Annotated in this window: 17 protein-coding genes; 14 read left to right on the top strand and 3 right to left on the bottom strand. The window is 63.8% G+C overall.

Going from position 1 to position 16,885, the window contains the following annotated elements:
- Positions 1 to 70 precede the first annotated feature (70 nt).
- The 14 genes from DW037_RS06515 (at position 71) to hisE (ending at position 11,584) form a co-directional block, all read left to right on the top strand.
- Positions 71 to 541 (top strand): PTS sugar transporter subunit IIB, encoded by a 471-nt coding sequence (locus DW037_RS06515; protein WP_118373020.1) that lies wholly within the window; start codon positions 71 to 73, stop codon positions 539 to 541.
- A gap of 8 nt (positions 542 to 549) precedes the next feature.
- Positions 550 to 1,341, top strand: coding sequence for a PTS sugar transporter subunit IIC (locus DW037_RS06510; protein ID WP_117637121.1), 792 nt, complete (start codon positions 550 to 552; stop codon positions 1,339 to 1,341).
- On the top strand, positions 1,331 to 2,167 hold the full coding sequence (locus DW037_RS06505; protein WP_099432276.1) for a PTS system mannose/fructose/sorbose family transporter subunit IID: 837 nt from the start codon (positions 1,331 to 1,333) through the stop codon (positions 2,165 to 2,167). Before DW037_RS06510 ends, DW037_RS06505 begins: the two co-directional genes overlap by 11 nt.
- 83 nt (positions 2,168 to 2,250) lie before the next feature.
- Positions 2,251 to 3,087: a sugar phosphate isomerase/epimerase gene (locus tag DW037_RS06500; protein ID WP_118373019.1), complete on the top strand. Its 837-nt coding sequence runs from the start codon at positions 2,251 to 2,253 to the stop codon at positions 3,085 to 3,087.
- Between the two features lie 326 nt (positions 3,088 to 3,413).
- Positions 3,414 to 5,129: an ATP phosphoribosyltransferase gene (gene hisG / locus DW037_RS06495; protein ID WP_117564889.1), complete on the top strand. Its 1,716-nt coding sequence runs from the start codon at positions 3,414 to 3,416 to the stop codon at positions 5,127 to 5,129.
- A 105-nt stretch (positions 5,130 to 5,234) separates the two neighbouring features.
- Positions 5,235 to 6,671 (top strand): histidinol dehydrogenase, encoded by a 1,437-nt coding sequence (gene hisD / locus DW037_RS06490; protein ID WP_118373018.1) that lies wholly within the window; start codon positions 5,235 to 5,237, stop codon positions 6,669 to 6,671.
- A gap of 1 nt (position 6,672) precedes the next feature.
- Positions 6,673 to 7,788, top strand: coding sequence for a histidinol-phosphate transaminase (gene hisC / locus DW037_RS06485; RefSeq protein WP_118373017.1), 1,116 nt, complete (start codon positions 6,673 to 6,675; stop codon positions 7,786 to 7,788).
- A complete protein-coding gene (hisB, locus tag DW037_RS06480; protein ID WP_118373016.1) occupies positions 7,789 to 8,376 on the top strand; it encodes an imidazoleglycerol-phosphate dehydratase HisB in 588 nt (195 codons plus the stop codon).
- 81 nt (positions 8,377 to 8,457) lie between these two features.
- Positions 8,458 to 9,159, top strand: a complete 702-nt coding sequence (locus DW037_RS06475) for an imidazole glycerol phosphate synthase subunit HisH (RefSeq protein ID WP_233542287.1) — start codon at positions 8,458 to 8,460, stop codon at positions 9,157 to 9,159.
- Positions 9,156 to 9,899, top strand: a complete 744-nt coding sequence (locus tag DW037_RS06470) for a HisA/HisF-related TIM barrel protein (protein WP_117646207.1) — start codon at positions 9,156 to 9,158, stop codon at positions 9,897 to 9,899. The genes DW037_RS06475 and DW037_RS06470 overlap by 4 nt, the downstream gene beginning before the upstream one ends.
- 3 nt (positions 9,900 to 9,902) lie before the next feature.
- Positions 9,903 to 10,685, top strand: coding sequence for an imidazole glycerol phosphate synthase subunit HisF (hisF, locus tag DW037_RS06465; RefSeq protein ID WP_117799852.1), 783 nt, complete (start codon positions 9,903 to 9,905; stop codon positions 10,683 to 10,685).
- Positions 10,686 to 11,027, top strand: coding sequence for a phosphoribosyl-AMP cyclohydrolase (gene hisI / locus DW037_RS06460; protein WP_118373015.1), 342 nt, complete (start codon positions 10,686 to 10,688; stop codon positions 11,025 to 11,027).
- The gene (locus DW037_RS06455) at positions 11,024 to 11,251 is read left to right on the top strand and encodes a hypothetical protein (RefSeq protein ID WP_117843653.1); all 228 of its coding nucleotides are present in this window, start codon (positions 11,024 to 11,026) and stop codon (positions 11,249 to 11,251) included. Before hisI ends, DW037_RS06455 begins: the two co-directional genes overlap by 4 nt.
- A 15-nt stretch (positions 11,252 to 11,266) precedes the next feature.
- Positions 11,267 to 11,584 (top strand): phosphoribosyl-ATP diphosphatase, encoded by a 318-nt coding sequence (gene hisE / locus DW037_RS06450; protein ID WP_117583614.1) that lies wholly within the window; start codon positions 11,267 to 11,269, stop codon positions 11,582 to 11,584.
- Between the two features lie 27 nt (positions 11,585 to 11,611).
- Here hisE and DW037_RS06445 read toward each other — a convergent pair whose 3' ends face one another.
- From DW037_RS06445 to DW037_RS06435, 3 genes are all read right to left on the bottom strand, one after another.
- A complete protein-coding gene (locus tag DW037_RS06445) occupies positions 11,612 to 12,523 on the bottom strand; it encodes a PHP domain-containing protein (protein ID WP_118373014.1) in 912 nt (303 codons plus the stop codon).
- A gap of 119 nt (positions 12,524 to 12,642) precedes the next feature.
- Positions 12,643 to 13,065: a nitrous oxide-stimulated promoter family protein gene (locus tag DW037_RS06440; RefSeq protein ID WP_118206261.1), complete on the bottom strand. Its 423-nt coding sequence runs from the start codon at positions 13,063 to 13,065 to the stop codon at positions 12,643 to 12,645.
- Positions 13,065 to 16,631 carry an ATP-binding cassette domain-containing protein gene (locus tag DW037_RS06435; RefSeq protein ID WP_118373013.1) on the bottom strand — a complete coding sequence of 1,189 codons (3,567 nt, stop codon included), beginning with the start codon at positions 16,629 to 16,631 and terminating at the stop codon, positions 13,065 to 13,067. Before DW037_RS06435 ends, DW037_RS06440 begins: the two co-directional genes overlap by 1 nt.
- Between the last annotated feature and the right edge of the window lie 254 nt (positions 16,632 to 16,885).

The raw sequence follows: 16,885 nt of genomic DNA, 5'->3' as shown, positions 1-16,885 counted from the left end.
GTTGCTGCCTAGGCTAGCCCCTTGTCACACAAACTACCGAAGCCTCAGTTTTAATCGTTAGGAGCACATCATGATTCAGATGATTCGCGTGGACTATCGACTGCTTCACGGCCAGGTTGCCGTTAGCTGGACCTCGGCTCTGGGTGCCGACTGCATCCTGTTAGTGAGCGACACGGTCCTCAACGACAAGCTTCGTCTGCAGGCCCTGTCCCTTGCAAAGCCCGAAGGATGCAAGGTCGTCGTCAAAAACACCGAGGATGCCGTCAAGGCGCTCCGGAGCGGTGTGACCGACAAGTACAAACTCTTCGTGGTTTGCGAGACGATCCAACAGGCCGGTGCCGTCGCCAAGGCGATGGGCGTCAAGAAGATCAACCTCGGCAATGTGGCCTTTAGCGAGGATGCCCGCCAGGTCTCGACGAGCGTATTCCTTACGCCCGAGAACGAGGCCTACGTGAAGGAGCTACTCGGCGAGGGCTATGAGCTGTTCATTCAGATGATTCCGGCGGATGCGAGGACTGATGCCGCAAAGGTCATCGGTTAGGGGCTGTCATGGTTATCAAGACGATCCTGATTTTCCTGATTGCCCTTTTGGGCTATTCCGAGTGGCTGACCGGTACGAGTTACCTTCAGCGCCCCATTGTGCTCGGACCGTTGGTCGGCCTTGTCATGGGCGATGTGGTGACCGGCACCATTATGGGCGCCACGATGGAGCTTGCCATGGTCGGTGCCATCTCGGTCGGTGCGTATAACCCGCCCGATACGATTTCCGGAACCATTCTGGGCGTGTCGCTTGCCATGCAGGCCGGCGCGGACGCTTCGGCGGCCCTGACCCTGGGCATTCCCATCGCAACGATCGTCCTGGCGCTCGATACGGCCCTGGGCCAGCCGGTCATGCTGCTGCTGGTGCACCGTATCGACAAAAACGTCGAGGACGGAGACACCAAGGCCATCACGCGCAACATGCTCATCGCCGGTTACGCGCAGAGCTGGTGCGGCCTGCTGATCATTCCCCTGGCATTCTTCTTTGGCGCCGATGCTGTTGCCAGCCTGCTCAACATCATCCCCGATTTCGTTCAGACCGGCATGGATGTCGCCGCCGCCTTCTTGCCCGCACTCGGCTTTGCGATGCTGGCGCAGATGATTATGAACAAAACAGTGGCTCCGTTCTTCTTCGCTGGCTTCTTCCTCGTCGCCTACTTTGGCATTAGCACGACTGGCGTGGCGATCTTTGCCGCGATTATCGTCGTCGCGATGACGGTTTTGGGTGACAAGAAAAAGGCGGAGCAGCCCGCAGCGGCAACCGAGGATCCTGCGATTGGGAGTGGGTTCGATGAGTTTTAAGTTTGAGTCTTCTTACGACGGGCTGATTTCCCGCGCAGACCTTAAGAAGCTGTTCTGGCGCTCGATTCCCTATGAGCATTCCTGGAACTACGAGCGTATGGGCCATATCGGCTTTATGTGGGCCCTTATGCCGATCCTTCGCAAGCTGTATCCGCAGGATGCGGACTTTAAGGCCGCACTCAAGCGCCATATGGAGCTCTATAACGTCACACCGTATATCTCGACGCTTCCCATGTCCATTGCTGCCGCAATGGAAGAAGTCAACGCCACCGAAGATAACTTTGACACGAGCGCGATCTCTAATGTCAAGCTTGCTTTGATGGGACCGCTGTCCGGCGTGGGCGATGCCTTCTACTGGGGTACGCTGCGAATTTTGGCAACGGGTGTCGGCACGTCGCTGGCGCTGCAGGGCTCTATTCTTGGCCCGATTTTGTTCCTGCTCGTGTTCAACGTCCCCCACTACATCATCCGTTACCTGCTGACGTTTGTGGGATATCGCTTTGGCTCGGACATGATCAGCAAGGTCCAGGAATCGGGCATTATGGACACGATCGTCAAGATGGCCTCTATCATGGGCGCCATGGTGATCGGCGCTATGACCATGGAGATGGTCACCGTGGACATTCCGCTCATGGTCGGCGCGGGCGATGGCGCTCAGACGCTCGCCGAGCTGCTCAACGGAATCTTCCCGGGCTTTGTCACGATGGGGCTGTTTGGAATTGTCTATCTCATGCTCAAGAAGAAGATGAATCCGCTGCTCATCATGCTCGTGATCCTACTCGTGAGTATCGCCGGCGCGTTCTTTGGAGTGCTTGGTGTTCAGTAGGGCATCCGTCATAATTAAAACAATGTAAGAGGGGGCGTCGCGCACATTGTGCTGCGGCGCCCTTTTGCCGAAAGGTGGACAAGATGGAGTATCCGCAGCTTGCCGTCATGAATATCAGCCATCGTTATTTTGACCTTGAGGAATTCTTTTCTTCGGCAGCGGCCTCGGGCTACGCGTGTTGTGAGCTTTGGACCGGGGCGATGCATCTGTATGTCGATTGCCATGGATACGATTCGCTCGAGCAGGTGCGAAAGCTGTCGCAGCGGTATGGAGTTCGGATTGTGGGGCTTTGTCCCGAACAGAACAACCCCAAGCCGTGGAATATCGCGGCGCGCGGGAATGAGGCGCGTGCCCGCACGCTCGCGTACTTTAAGAACGTTGTAGATATCGCGGCGGAACTTGGAGCCGAGCAGGTCATGGTCTCGAGCGGCTGGGCATTTTTGAACGAGCCGATCGAGGACGCGTGGGGTCGCAGCGCCTCGATGCTGCGTGCGATTGCCGAGCATGCGGGAGAGCGCGGCGTGCGACTGGTGCTCGAGGCCCTACAGCCGGTTGAGTCGATGATCGTGAACTCGGCGGCCGATACGAAGCGCATGATCGAGGCAGTTGATCATCCGGCACTTAAGGCGTGTCTGGATTTGGGCGCTATGGCGGTGGCGGGGGATACCATCGACGATTATTTTGATCTGCTTGGCGATGATGTCGCCCACGTGCATTTTGTCGATGTTGCGGCAGATGGCACGACGCATCTTGCTTGGGGTGACGGCGACCGCGATATGCGCGCCGACCTGGATAGGCTGGTGGCGCGCGGCTATCGCGGAGTTGTTTCGGCCGAGACCTATGATTGGCGCTATTTCGCCAATCCCGCGGCAGCCGACGCTCAGGTTATGGCGGAGTACCGACGCGCGATTGGCGCCTAAGTGGGACAGGGCGCCGAGTTGGCGTTTGACGCTTTTTGAGAAACGGGACGTGCTTTCCGCTTGAGGCTTCTGGCGGAAAGCACGTCCCAGAACAGGCGCTCAGAATGGGACACACTTTCCGCTGAGGACCTCAACCGGAAACCGCATCCCAGTTTTTGGCTGGCGGGCGGGACGCGCTTTCCCCTATGTTTCCAAATGAATACGCTATGAGCCGAGGAGGACGATTCTCCCCGCAAACACTCTAGTATGCTAAAGTACCCAGAAGACCGGCGGAGCTATGCCGGTCTTCTGCTCTATATGAAACACAGCATGAGGAGGCTCACCAGATGACGGCCACACCGTGGGGATTCCGGGACATATTGCCCGAGGAGGCTCAGGCGCGCGAGGAGATTGCGCTGACGGTGAAGGGCTGCTTCAGGGAGCATCATTACCTTCCGGTCGAGACGCCGCTGCTCGAGGACAAGGGCTCGCTCGAGGAGGGCGGCCGCATTGCGGACACCCCGTTTAAGCTCTTTGATGACGACGGTCGCCTGCTGGTGGTCCGTCCCGACAACACGCTGCCGATCGTGCGCTTGGTTTCGACCCGCATGCGCGCGGCCGATCTGCCGCTGCGCCTTCGCTACGAGGCACCGGTGGTTCGCGAGTGCCAACGCAATGCCGGTGGCTCGCGTCAGTTTACTCAGCTGGGCCTTGAACTTATCGGTGCGGGCGATGTCGCGGGCGATGTCGAGATCGTCTCGCTGGTGGCGGAGGCTATGCGCAAGCTGGCGCTGCCCGATGCGCGCATTATCGCGGGCAGCGTGCGTCCGTTTAAGGAACTGCTCGCGGCCTGTGAGGATCGCGAACTGGCTGCCGAGGCATTGCGTTGCGTGCACGCCAACGACTTTGTGGGCCTCGATGCCCGTGTGGCGGCAAGCGCCGAGCCCGAGGCCGTCAAGGCCGCCATTAGCGAGCTGCCGCGCTTGCACGGCGGCGCCGAGGTATTCGACCGCGTCGACGCGCTGCTGGCGGCGGCGGGCATCGTCGCGCCGCTGACGCGCGAGATGCGTGCCCTGGTTGATGGTCTGGCTCCCGAGGACGCCCAGGTGCTGTCCTTCGATTTCTCCATCATGAACTCTTTTGATTACTACACGGGCCTGGTTTTTAAGGCCTATGCCGGTGGCCTGCCCGATCCGGTGGGCTCGGGCGGTCGCTACGACTCCATCTTTACCGGTGCGTTCGGCGACGGCATCGAGGTGCCGGCGGCGGGCTTTGCCTTTTCGCTCGAGCGTCTGGAAGCCGCGCGCACCTCGGCCGAGGACGCTGCTTCCGATGGTGACCATGCCGTGGGCCGTGGCGCCGAGGGTCCGCTGCGTATCGCCGTGCCCAAGGGCTCGCTCAAGGCCGATACGCTCGATGTGCTCGAGGCCGCGGGCTTGGACGTCTCTGAGCTGCGCGATCCCGGCCGTCACCTGATCGTGCGTGGTCGCGACACACGTGCCGGCGAGGGCACGGTCGGCGATATCGAATTTGTCATCGTGCGTCCCAGCGACGCGCCCGCTTTTGTGGGCTGCGGCGGTGCCGACTGTGGCATCTGCGGCTGGGACTCGCTTATCGAGGCAGACCTCAACCTGCTGCAGCTGGTCGATCTGGGCTACGGCCTGTGCACCTTTATCGAGGCGGAGCCCGCGTGGCGCGCCGGCCAGGCCGAGCGCAACTATGCCCGCCGTGGGTCGCTTCGCGTGGCCACCAAGTATCCGCGCATCGCGAGTGCCTGGTATGCCGAGCGCGGCGTGAACGCCGACATCGTCTCGCTGCACGGCAACATCGAGCTGGGCCCCATCGTCGGCATGACCGATCGCATCGTGGATATTACCGCCACGGGCGCCACGCTGCGCGATAACGACCTCGTTATTACTGGTCGCATTATGGACTGCACGGCCCGCTTCTTTGTCAATCCGGGTGCCGCACGTCTGGATCCGCGCGTACGCAATCTGGCAGATCGCTTGGCGGCAGCCGTGAAGGACAAGCATTTTGAGCCCGTTGCGGGCTCGGCACAATAGCGCGAGCACGCACGGGCGCCCCAACGTCCGGGCGGCGGGCCGACTGGCGCCGCCGCCCGGTCTCTCGTTTTTCGAACACAACCTCGACCGATAGGGGATACCGAAATGAAGACCATCAAGCTTGCTCCCGGTGAGCGCCTCGTTACCAACCAGCTCAACCGTAAGGGCGTGCTGCCGCAAAACATCGTCGACGCCGCTCGCGATATCGTGGCCAACGTGCGTGCCAACGGCGATGCCGCGGTGCGCGATTACTGCCAGCGTTTTGACGGTGTTGAGCTGCAGAGCTTCCGTCTTCCGCAGGAGCAGATCGATGCCGCGCTCGAAGGCCTCGATCCGGCCTTTGTCGCCGCGCTCGAAAAGGCTGCGCGCCAGATTCGCGAGTTCCACCAGCGCGAGGTCGAGCAGAGCTGGTTTACCACGCGCCCGGACGGCACGATGCTCGGCGTTAAGGTGACCCCGCTTGCTGCGGCCGGCATCTACGTGCCGGGCGGTCGCGCGCAGTACCCTTCCACCGTGCTTATGAACGCCATTCCCGCCAAGGTTGCCGGCGTTGAGCGCGTGGTCATGGTGACCCCGCCGCAAAAGGATGGACTGATTAGCCCGTATACGCTCGCGGCGGCCAAGCTCGGCGGCGTGGACGAAATCTATATGGTGGGCGGCGCCCAGGCCGTGGCCGCGCTGGCGTACGGTACCGAGACCGTTCCGCGCGTCGACAAAATCACCGGCCCGGGCAACGCCTTTGTTGCCGCTGCCAAGCAGATTGTCTCGGGTGACGTGGGTATCGACATGGTCGCCGGTCCCTCCGAGGTCTGCGTGCTGGCCGATGCCACGGCCAAGCCTATGGTGGTCGCGGCCGACCTGATGGCTCAGGCCGAGCACGATCCGCTGGCGGCCTGCTATCTGGTGACCTGCGACGAGCAGTTTGCGCGTGAGGTCGAGGCGGGTATCGACATTCTGGTAGCGCAGTCCCCGCGTGCCGAGATTACGTGCGCTTCGCTCGATAACGAAGGCGCCATCGTGGTGGCCGCCGACATGGCGGCCGCCGTCGAGGCCGTGAACACCGTGGCGCCCGAGCACCTGGAGCTGCACTGCAAGGATGCGATGGGCCTGCTCGGCGGCATTCGCAACGCCGGCGCCATCTTTGTGGGCGCTTGGAGCTCCGAGCCGCTCGGCGATTACGTTGCCGGTCCCAACCACACGTTGCCGACCGGCGGCACGGCCATGTTCTCCAACCCGCTTTCGGTCGAAGAGTTCGTTAAGCGCTCGAGCGTTATATGCTATACGCCCGAGGGCCTGCTCTCCGACGCTCCCGCTACGCAGCGTCTGGCCGAGGCCGAGGGCCTGTGGGCGCACGCGCTTTCGGCCGCACTGCGTCGCCGCGTGTTGGAGCAGGGCGAGGATGCCGTGAGCGCCGAGTCGCTCGCCGCGGCCGACCTGACCAAGGTTGCCTGGCCGGGCGACGCCGTGGCGACGGTTGCCGAGGGCGTGGACCTGGCGGCTGCAGGCGCAGATGGCGCTGGCGTAACCGGCGGGGAGGCCTAATATGGCCGAACTCACGCCTCGCATGAAGGAGCTCGTCCAGCCTTACCTGGCCGGTATTGAGCCCTACGATCCCAACTTTACGCCCACGCGCATCAACCTTTCGGCCAACGAGAACACCTATCCCGTGCCGGCTGGCGTGCGCGAGGCGGTCGACGCCGCCCTGGCTGCCACGCCGCTCAACCGCTATCCCGATCCAATGTCCATCGATCTGCGCGACGAGCTTGCCGCTTGGCATGGTGTGGCGCGCGAGAATGTCTGCGTGGGCAACGGCGGCGACGAGCTGCTCTATAACTACCTGTTGGCGTTTGGCGGCGCGGGACGGACCCTGCTCAACTGCCCGCCGTGCTTTAGCGAGTATGCGTTCTTTGCGTCGCTCTGCCAGACCGAGGTGCGCGACGTGTGGCGCGACCCCGCGACCTTTGAGCTCGACCAGGCCGCCGTGCTTGCGGCGGCACCCGAGTGTAACCTGGCGATCGTGACCTCGCCCAACAATCCCACGGGTGACGTGGCGCCGCTCGACTTTATCGCGGCGCTGTGCGACGCGTGCCCCGGCATGGTGATGGTCGACGAGGCCTACGTGGAGTTTGCCGACGATTCGTTTGGCGCGGCCACCACGGCGCAGGGGCTTATCGCCGAGCATCCCAACCTGGTGATTCTGCACACGCTGTCCAAGGCGTTTGGCGCCGCCGGCACGCGTCTTGGTTACGTGATTGCGGCGCCCGAGGTCATCGACGTGTTTGCGGCGATTCGCCAGATCTATTCGGTCAATGTGCTGAGCCAGGCCGCGGCGCTTGCCTGCGTGCGTGCCCGCGATGCGTACACGCCCGTGGTGGCGCAGGTTACATCCGAGCGCGAGCGCGAGTTGTGCGCCCTGCGTGCAATGGCTGCCGAGGGCATGCCCGTGGAGGCATGGCCGAGCGCGGCGAATTTTGTGCTCGTGCGCACGCCGCATGCCACGCGCGTGCGCGAGCGTCTGCGCGACGAGTATTCAATTTTGGTGCGCGACTTTAGCTACGCGCCGGGGCTCGCGGACTGCCTGCGCATTACCGTGGGCACCCCGCGGGAAAACGACGAGGTGCTGGCCGCGTTTGCCGCGCTGGTGAAGGAGGAGATGTAGATGGACCGCTATGCCGAGGTGACCCGCAAGACGGGCGAGACCGACATTGTCGTCAAGCTCGACCTGGATGGATCCGGTGTGTGCGATATCTCGACCGGCGTACTGTTTTTCGACCACATGCTCAACGCCTTTGGCCGTCATGGTCTGTTCGATCTGACGGTGCACGCGGTGGGCGACGTGGAGGTCGATGCGCACCACACCGTCGAGGACACGGGTATTGTGCTGGGCGAGGCGTTTTGCCAGGCTCTGGGCGACAAGGCGGGCATTACGCGCTTTGCCGACGCGGCGATCGCCATGGACGAGACGCTTGTGATGGCTGCTGTTGATATTTCGGGCCGCGGGCAGGCCTACTGCGAGCTGCCCGTGCCGACCGAGCGCGTGGGCAGCTTCGATACCGAGCTGGCGGTCGAGTTCTTCTACGCCTTCGCGCGCGATGCCAAGCTCACGCTGCATGTGCGCGAGCTGGCGGGCGGCAACTCGCATCACATTATCGAGGCCGCCTTTAAGGCCGTGGGCCGCACGATGCGCCACGCCTGCGAGCTCGATCCCCGCGTGCAGGGCATCCCTAGCACCAAGGGCTCACTGTAACCGCTACAAAGGCAGAAACCACCACGAAGGTGCCTGTCCCCTTTGTGGTGGTTTTCGGACAAGATGAGGAGGAGGGGTCGCGTGGGCGAACCGAAGATCGTGGTGGTCGACTACCACAAGGGCAACTTGTCGAGCGTCGTGCGCGGGCTTGCGCGCGCCGGTGCCGCCGCCTGTACATCGGACGACCCGGAGCAAATCCGCCGCGCCGACGGCCTGGTCATTCCGGGCGTGGGCGCGTTCTATGACGCGATCGCCTTTATGCGCCAGAGCGGCGAGGAGGCGGCCGTGCTCGATGCCGTTGCCGCCGGAACTCCGCTGCTTGGCATCTGCCTGGGCCTTCAGCTGTTTTTTGAGCGCGGCAACGAGGGCGTGCCTGCGAACGAGGACGCGGACGCGGACGACGATGCCTCCGAGCAGGCCGGTGGTCCCTGGGTCGATGGCCTGGGCATCATGCGTGGCTCGTGCACGCACCTGGAGTCGAGCCGTCTGAAGGTCCCGCACGTGGGCTGGGACCAGGTGCGCATGACGCCCGCCGGTGCGGCCGATCCGTTGCTTGCCGGTTTTGCCGAGGGCGCCAACATGTATTTCACTCACAGCTACGCGGTGGCCGACGACGTCGATGCCGCCGATGTGTTGGCGCGCACGCACTATACACGGAGCTTCCCGTGCATCGTGCGCCACGGCAACGTGTGGGGCTGCCAGTTCCATCCCGAGAAATCCTCTGCGCTGGGTCAGCGCATCCTTAAGAACTTCGTGAGCATCGTCGAGGGGGCCGGCCGATGATTCTGTTTCCCGCAATCGATTTGATCGGCGGCAAGGTCGTGCGCCTGGAGCGCGGCGACCGGAGCCGCTGTAAGGTGTATTCTGACGACCCCGTGGCCGTTGCCCGCTCCTTTGCCGAGCAGGGCGCGAGCTGGGTGCACGTCGTCGACCTGTCCGCTGCCTTTGGCGAGGACGAGGACGCGTGCGCTGCCAACTCGGCAGCGATTAAGGCCATCTGCGGCGTCGACGGTCTGTCCGCGGACGTGGGCGGCGGCGTTCGTTCGCTCGCGCGCATCGACGAGCTGGCCGGCTACGGCGCGCGTCGCATCGCGCTAGGCACGGTGCTCGTGACCGAGCCGGGATTTGCCGAGGTGGCGGCGCAAGGCTTTGGCGAGTTACTGGTGGCAGACATTGCCGCCCGTGACGGCCAGGTCAAGGTGAATGGTTGGCGCGACGGCGCGGGTGTGGCGCTCGACGACGCCGTGGCGCAGCTCACCGAGCTGGGCTTTAAGCATCTGGTGTATACCGACATCGCGCGCGATGGCATGCAGACGGGCATCGACGTGGCGGCGTATCGCCATGTGGCCGAGGTCGCGGGCTTTCCCGTCGTGGCTTCGGGCGGCATCTCGACGCTCGACGATATCCGCGCACTGGCCGCGGTGGGCGAGGATGCCATCGAGGGTGCCATTACCGGTCGTGCGCTCTATGAGGGCAACTTTACGCTGGCCCAGGCGTTGGCCGCCGCCCGAGGGAAGGAGTAGCCCATGCTTGCCAAACGCGTGATTCCCTGTCTGGATGTTAAGGACGGCCGCGTGGTCAAGGGCGTCAACTTTGTGAGCCTGCGCGATGCTGGCGACCCGGTGGAGCTGGCGCGCGCCTACGACCGCGAGGGTGCAGACGAGGTCGTCTTCCTGGACATTACCGCGACGAGCGACAACCGCGCGACGACCATCGAGATGGCGGCGCACGCGGCCGAGGAGCTCGCTATTCCCTATACCGTGGGCGGCGGTTTCCGCGACTTGGCGGGCATGCGAACCATGGTTGCCGCCGGTGCCGACAAGGTGTCGCTTAACTCTGCCGCCGTGCGCGATCCGTCGTTGATCAGCCAGGCCGCCGCGGCGTTTGGCAGCCAGGCCGTGGTCGTGGCGATTGATGCCAAGCGCGTGGGCCTGCCCGGTCAGCCGGATGCCGACAAGTGGGAGGTCTTCACGGCGGGCGGTCGCAACGCCACGGGTATCGATGCGGTGGCGTGGGCCGAGGAAGCGGCTCGTCGCGGCGCCGGTGAGATCTTGCTCACCAGCATGGATCGCGACGGCACCAAGGCTGGCTTCGACCTGGCACTCACCCGCGCCGTGGCGCGCGCGGTGCCGATCCCGGTGATCGCAAGCGGCGGCGTGGGCACGCTCGAGCATTTTGCCGAGGGCGTGATCGAGGGCGAAGCCGACGCCGTGCTGGCGGCCAGCGTCTTTCACTTTGGAACTTTCAGCATTCGCCAGGTGAAGGAGTATATGGCGTCGCAGGGCATTCCTGTGAGATTGGACTTTTAAATGGAGCAAGTGACAACCGCGGCAGAGCTCAAATATGACGCCTACGGGCTGATTCCTTGTGTGGTTCAGCAGCATGACACCGGTGAGGTGCTTATGGTTGCTTGGATGAACGAGGAGTCGGTGGGACTGACGCTCAAGACCGGCACCACGTGGTTTTGGAGCCGCAGCCGCCAGGAGCTCTGGAACAAGGGCGCGACGAGTGGCAACATGCAGGAGGTCAAGGAGCTCTGGGCCGACTGCGATAGCGATACGCTGCTGGTCAAGGTTGACTCGCCGGGTCCTGCCTGCCATACCGGCAACCGTACCTGCTTCTTTAAGCACGTAAAGGGGGAAACACGATGAAGGTCGTGACGCCGTTCGAAGTCGCTGACTGCAACGCCGAGCTCCTCCGCGTGGGCGTGCCGTGCCGCGTGCACCTGACCGATGCCTGCGGGGCGCAGTCGCTTTGGCTCGAGGCCGAGAAGGAAAGGCTCGATGAGGCCCATGCCGTCATCGTTGAGTTCTTTGAGAAAAAGGGCGCAAAGCCTCGGTTCGATGAGACCGGTAATTACTTTACGCTGCAGTAACGAGAGGAAATAACCATGGGAGTCAGAACAGCTAACGTGCAGCCGGGAAACATCGGTGAGACGCTGACGGGACTGGCCGAGGTGATTCACGGTCGTCGCGACGCATCGCCGCAGGAGAGCTATACCGCGCGTCTGCTGACCGACGTCGAGGACGAGCTTCTCAAGAAGCTTGCCGAGGAGGCGAGCGAGGTGATCATGGCCTGCAAGGATAACGACCACGATCACATCCGCTACGAGGCCGGCGACCTGATCTACCACCTGCTCGTGACGCTCGAGCGCTACGGCATCACCCTCGACGAACTGGCCGGCGAACTCAACGCCCGCCGCCACTAGTCATTGGGGACGTTCTTAAACGACTAGTTAGGCGAGGGGCGTGGATTCCCATTCGCCGGTGGGGTGGGGGATATCGAAGGCCCGGTAGCCGCAGTCGTAGGCGTGGGCCTGGGTCTCGCGGATGTTCCAGCAGATGTCGCAGGCGCGGTGCGCGTCCGAGCCAAAGGTGATGGGCACCTCGGCATGGGCGAAGCGGCGCAACAGCCCGGTCGCGGGGTAGTAATCGTCGAGCCCCTTGCGCGGTGCGGCGGTCGAGACCTCAACGCGGCGACCCGTATCGTGGGCGCATTCGGCCATCTGCTCCCAAAACGGCGCGGGGTCAAAGTCGGGTGCAAAGCCGTCCTTCGAAAAGCGCATGACCAGGTCGGGATGGGCCATCGCGTCAAAGTTGAGTGAGCTTTCGCAAGCACGGCACCAGTCGTCGACGTAGCACTCCCACACGCCGCGCACGCCTAAGTTTTCCCAAACATGCAGGTTGGTATCGTCGTCGATCCAACCGCAAAGGGAATCGGGTGTATCGGGGCGCGCGACGTCCTCTGTCCCTGCCGTGCCCGCGGCGCCTGCCGCAATATCGCCCGGGTTGCCAATCCAGTGCACGCTGCCCAGACGTACGACGGCGCCCTGGGACCAGTGCTCTACCAAGGGCTCGCAGCCCTCGTACCAATCGCATTCAAAGCCATAGATAAGCTCGAGCTCCGGCGCGATTTGCGCGGCAAGCTTGCGGGCGTCCTCAAATGCCAGGCGATGCGCCGTCAGGTCGTCCTCGACAACCTGCACTTCGCAGTTGGCGTCCATGCTGGCGGGCAGGGTGAGGTGGTCAGTCGAGACCATGACGCGGCAGCCGGCCGCAGCAGCGGCGCGGACGTTGTCCTCAAACGAGGCATGGCCATCCGAAAACGAGGTGTGGGTATGGCAATCGACCAGCGGGCAGGCGGACATGGCGACTCCTTTGCATTTGGCGAATCCGTTCCATTGTAATGGCGCAGCCTCGGCGCGGCGGGAACGCTGCAAGTCGAAACCGACTGGAAAGGGCAGGCGGCGCGTGCCGGCGCCGGCGACTACTTGCTTCGTGTCGCCGCTCGTTTGGACTGCACGGTTATAATCGCGTGCCGCACGGCGGTGACGGGACGATAGCGGATCATACGCGGTCCCGACCAGCGCATGACCTCGCGGATCTTCTCGCGCATGGCAGGCCGGTAACAATGCGAAGGACAGGCCGAGCAAAATGTCTTGGTGCCCATGTGCGGGCAGTGCTCAATGCGCGCGATGGCGTATTTCTGCAGCTCGGCGCATTCGGGGCAGAGCGTAACGGTTCGGAGCCCGAGTTTGACGCGAGTGGGCTTTTCGCCGTTGGGAGCCTGCTTACCCTCGTGGCCGCCGCGATGATGCCCGCGGCACCACAGTGCAATCATCTGCGACACCATCTGGGCCTCGCGTGCACGTTTGCGCGCCAGCTCCGGTGTGTCGACTGGGCGCGCCATTAGCTCAGCCTCCCGTGCTCGACCGAAAGCGAGAAATCGGCAAACGCGCAGGTGCTGGCACGGTGGCTCACGAGCACAATGGTCTTGCCGCGGCGCTTGAGCTCGTCGATTGCCTGCATCACGGACGCCTCGTTGAGAGCATCGAGCGCGCTGGTGGGTTCGTCGAGCAAGATGAAGGGTGCGTCGTTGAGGAAGATGCGCGCAAGGCCGATGCGCTGGCGCTCGCCGCCCGAAAGCGAGTCGCCCAGCTCGGCAACGGGCGTGTCGAGTCCCTGCGGCAGACGGTCGATGAGCGTGGTGAGTGAGGCGGAGCGGCAAACGTCGAGCAGCTCGGCATCGGTGGCGTCGGCGTGCGCGACCAGCAGGTTCTCGCGTACGGTGCCGCAGAACAGATGCGTGTCCTGGGTCATATAGGCCTCGTGGCTGCGCAGGCTCGCCGTGTTGATGTGGCGGGCATCGACGCCGCTCACCGTGATGGTGCCGGCTGCGGGGTCCCAAAAGCGCATGAGCAGCTTAAGCAGCGTCGACTTGCCCGAACCCGAGCGCCCCATGATGCAGGTCATGGTACCGGGCGCAAAGGTGCAGGTCACGTCGTCGAGGATGAGACTCGCAGCGGTGTCGTTCGCGACCTGCTCTGTGGCGCCCGCACCGCCCGCGTCCACGCCGCCCACATAGCTAAAGCTCACATGCTCGGCTGCGGCGCCGGCAAACTCAACGTTCTGTCCATCGGCGACCTCGGCGCACTGGGGCTGCTCGTCGAGCAAATCGAGCACGCGTGCGCCCGAGGCGAGCGTCTCCTGCAGTGAGGCGCCCAGGCGGCTCACGGCCATCACCGAGCCAAACGACGACACAAAGGTAAAGACGGAGACAAACGCTGCGGCAAAGTCAATCGTTCCCGCAGCCACCAGCTGCAGCGCACGCCCGAGCATCACCAGATTAGCCACAAGAATAAGCGCATCGGCTACGGCCTCGCTGACCGCCTGGCGGCGCTTGAGGCGCGCGTCCACGGCGCCGACTTGCTCGGTCAGCTTGCCCAGGGCACGGCTGCGATCGGTGCCACCGGCAAACTGGATGGTCTCGCCCGCGCCGCGCAGACTGTCGAGTACAAAGGCGCCCAGCTTACCGGCGCCCTCGCGGCTCTGGCGGCCGGTGGTGCCGCATGCCTTGGCCGAGGTCAGGGGCAGTAGCACGCCCAGGACCGCGTAGGCCACGAGCGCGATGCCCGCGAGCTCGGGGCTCACAGCCAGCAAAAAGCCCTCAAACACAACGGTGCAGACCAGAGCTATGGCAATGGGCGAGATGGTGTGCGCGTAGAAGACCTCGAGCAGCTCGATATCCGAGGTGACCAGGCTCACGAGCTCGCCCTTGCCGCGGCCCTCGAGCTTGGCGGGGGCGAGCTGGCGCAGGGCGCCAAACACCAGGTCGCGAATGTGTGCGAGCAGACGGAATGCGATGTAATGGTTGCAGAGCTGCTCGCCGTAGTGGAGCGGCCCGCGCGCGATGCCGCAGGCGGCGCAGGCCGCGCATGCTGCGATAAGACCAAGCCCCAAGGCGTTGCGGCCCAGCGCGGCCATAAGGCCAAGGGCGCCAAAGGCCGGCACGAACGCGGCGGTGAGCATGCCGATGCTGCCCAGCGCGACGGCTAGCACAAGCCAGCCGGCAAGCGGTCGGACGAGCCCCATCATGCGCCACATGATGGACGGCGCCGAGCGACGGGCGCGGCCGGAGTCAGGCGCCGCGGCAGCGGAAGACGAACTAGTACCGTTGAGGCCATCGGCACAGGCGGCGCTGCCGTCAACAGCCTCAACCGCGCCGGCATCCTCAGCATCACCCTCTGCATACGCATATGCCGAGAGCTGCTCCTGGCTGTTCCACATGCGCGCATAGGCGCCCGCGGCGGCCAAGAGCTCGCCGTGAGTCCCGTGCTCGGCAATGCGGCCGCGTTCCAGCACCAGGATCTGATCGGCGTCCACGATCGTCGACAGGCGGTGTGCCACCACAATTACAGTGTGCCCGCCGGCAAGCGACGCGATGACCTCGCCGATCGCGGCCTCGCTTGCGGCATCGACGTTGCTCGTAGCCTCGTCAAACACATAGATCGGCGAGTCGTGCAGCAGGGCGCGGGCCATGCACACGCGCTGGCGCTGGCCGCCCGAAAGGTTGGTGCCACCCTCGTTAATCACCATGTCGAGCCCGCCGTTGGCCCGCACAAAGGCCGCCACGCGCGTGCGGTCGAGCGCGCGCAAAAGCTCGGTGTCGGTGGCGTTGGGCTGGGCGAGCAGCAGGTTGTCGCGCAGGGTGCCGGCAAACAGGTAGCCGTTGGTGGGCACCAGCGTGACGGCGCGCATGAGTGAGGCGGCCGTGACATCGCGCAGTTCGACGCCGCCAATGCGCACGCTGCCGCGGTAGGCGTCCTTGCGGCCCGCGATAATCCCCGCGAGCGTGGACTTGCCGCCGCCGCTTTCGCCCACGAGTGCCACGAGCGAGCCGTGCGCAATGGTCGCGCTGGCGCTGTCCAGCACGGTGCGGTCGCCGTAGGCATAGCTCACGCCTGCGAGCTCGATATCGCCGCGACCATCAAGCTCAACATCGCCGCGCTCGGGCTCGGGCGTATCCAAAATGCCAAACATGCGGCGCGAGGCGGCCATGCCGTTCATGGCCGTGTGGAACAGCGATCCCAGGCGGCGCATGGGCAAAAAGAACTCCTGCGACAGAAAGACGATGAGAAAGGCCGCCTCAAAGCCAATTTTGCCCGTGGCGAGCTGCAGCGTGGCTACGATAATGCCGAGCGCGGCGCCCATATAGACGACCAGGTCCATAACGCAAATGGAGCGCAGCTGCATCACCAGCAGGCGCATGGTCGCTGTGCGGAAACGCTCGGACTCGGCGTTGATGCGCTTGTGCCAGTCGCGGTCGGCCTGATACACCTTAAGGGTGGTGAGACCCTGCACGGCCTCCAGGAACATGCCGCCCAGATCGACATAGCTACCCCAGTACTCGGCACCGATCTTTTTGGCGTTGCGCATGACCATCATAATGGAGATAGGGATGACCGGAACGCACGCGAGCAGCAGCGCGGCGGGAAGTCCCGCTTGGCCCATGAGCAGGACGAACAGCGTGGCAGGCGCCAGCCCGGCAAAGAAGAGCTGCGGCAGGTAGCCGCCAAAGTACACCTGGAGCTGCGTGGCGCCCTCGACGCTGGTCTGGACGGCCTCGGCGGTGGGGGCGGTTTCGGTGTAGGAGGGGCCGAGTGCGGTGAGCTTGTCGTAGACGAGCGAGCGCGCGCGGCGGACGGCCTCGAAGGCGGCCTTGTCGCCGGTGCGCTGAGCCAGGTAGATGGCGGCGGCGCGCACGATGATGGCGACGGCGAGCGGCAAGGCGGCTTGTGCGAGCGCGTCGACGGCGAGCGCGGCGGAAAGGCCGTCCGTGACGATACCGCCCAAGATGCGCGCAAGCACCCACATCACCGTGATGTTTGCCATGAGCGCGATCCATTTAAACAGGACGCTCGCCACAATGTAGGGCGTTGCCTGCGGAACCAGGGAGAAGAGTCGCTTCTCGAACATGAAACCTCCGATGCCATGACGGTGCCGGGCGGGGTTCTCGGCAGCCGCTTAGTTAGCCAAATGCAACTAGAGTAACATCGTGCAGCGGATAAGTATGCCGAGGGTTATTTTTTGGCCGATGAACTGCGTAGAAAGTTCAAAATTGTTGAGTGCGGCGAACTTTGTGGTGGACGGAATGCGGGCGCAATTTTGATCGTGTGCGGCCCGCTCCAAAACGTGTACGTCAGCCTCCAAAACCGACAAAAAATGACATG

The organism is Collinsella sp. AF39-11AT, from assembly GCF_003474585.1.
In the GTDB taxonomy this organism is placed as follows: Bacteria; Actinomycetota; Coriobacteriia; order Coriobacteriales; family Coriobacteriaceae; genus Collinsella.
The sequence above is the reverse complement of the archived record's forward strand: the minus strand, read 5'-3'. Positions and strand labels throughout refer to the sequence as shown.

Excerpts from the sequence above, each read along its gene's own strand:
- hisE (WP_117583614.1), top strand. The coding sequence starts at position 11,267 with ATGGGAGTCAGAACAGCTAACGTGCAGCCGGGAAACATCGGTGAGACG.
- hisD (WP_118373018.1), top strand. The coding sequence starts at position 5,235 with ATGAAGACCATCAAGCTTGCTCCCGGTGAGCGCCTCGTTACCAACCAG.
- DW037_RS06505 (WP_099432276.1), top strand. The coding sequence starts at position 1,331 with ATGAGTTTTAAGTTTGAGTCTTCTTACGACGGGCTGATTTCCCGCGCA.
- DW037_RS06510 (WP_117637121.1), top strand. The coding sequence starts at position 550 with ATGGTTATCAAGACGATCCTGATTTTCCTGATTGCCCTTTTGGGCTAT.
- DW037_RS06435 (WP_118373013.1), bottom strand. The coding sequence starts at position 16,631 with ATGTTCGAGAAGCGACTCTTCTCCCTGGTTCCGCAGGCAACGCCCTAC.
- DW037_RS06440 (WP_118206261.1), bottom strand. The coding sequence starts at position 13,065 with ATGGCGCGCCCAGTCGACACACCGGAGCTGGCGCGCAAACGTGCACGC.
- hisI (WP_118373015.1), top strand. The coding sequence starts at position 10,686 with ATGGAGCAAGTGACAACCGCGGCAGAGCTCAAATATGACGCCTACGGG.
- DW037_RS06455 (WP_117843653.1), top strand. The coding sequence starts at position 11,024 with ATGAAGGTCGTGACGCCGTTCGAAGTCGCTGACTGCAACGCCGAGCTC.
- hisG (WP_117564889.1), top strand. The coding sequence starts at position 3,414 with ATGACGGCCACACCGTGGGGATTCCGGGACATATTGCCCGAGGAGGCT.
- hisC (WP_118373017.1), top strand. The coding sequence starts at position 6,673 with ATGGCCGAACTCACGCCTCGCATGAAGGAGCTCGTCCAGCCTTACCTG.
- DW037_RS06500 (WP_118373019.1), top strand. The coding sequence starts at position 2,251 with ATGGAGTATCCGCAGCTTGCCGTCATGAATATCAGCCATCGTTATTTT.
- hisB (WP_118373016.1), top strand. The coding sequence starts at position 7,789 with ATGGACCGCTATGCCGAGGTGACCCGCAAGACGGGCGAGACCGACATT.
- DW037_RS06445 (WP_118373014.1), bottom strand. The coding sequence starts at position 12,523 with ATGTCCGCCTGCCCGCTGGTCGATTGCCATACCCACACCTCGTTTTCG.
- DW037_RS06470 (WP_117646207.1), top strand. The coding sequence starts at position 9,156 with ATGATTCTGTTTCCCGCAATCGATTTGATCGGCGGCAAGGTCGTGCGC.
- hisF (WP_117799852.1), top strand. The coding sequence starts at position 9,903 with ATGCTTGCCAAACGCGTGATTCCCTGTCTGGATGTTAAGGACGGCCGC.
- DW037_RS06515 (WP_118373020.1), top strand. The coding sequence starts at position 71 with ATGATTCAGATGATTCGCGTGGACTATCGACTGCTTCACGGCCAGGTT.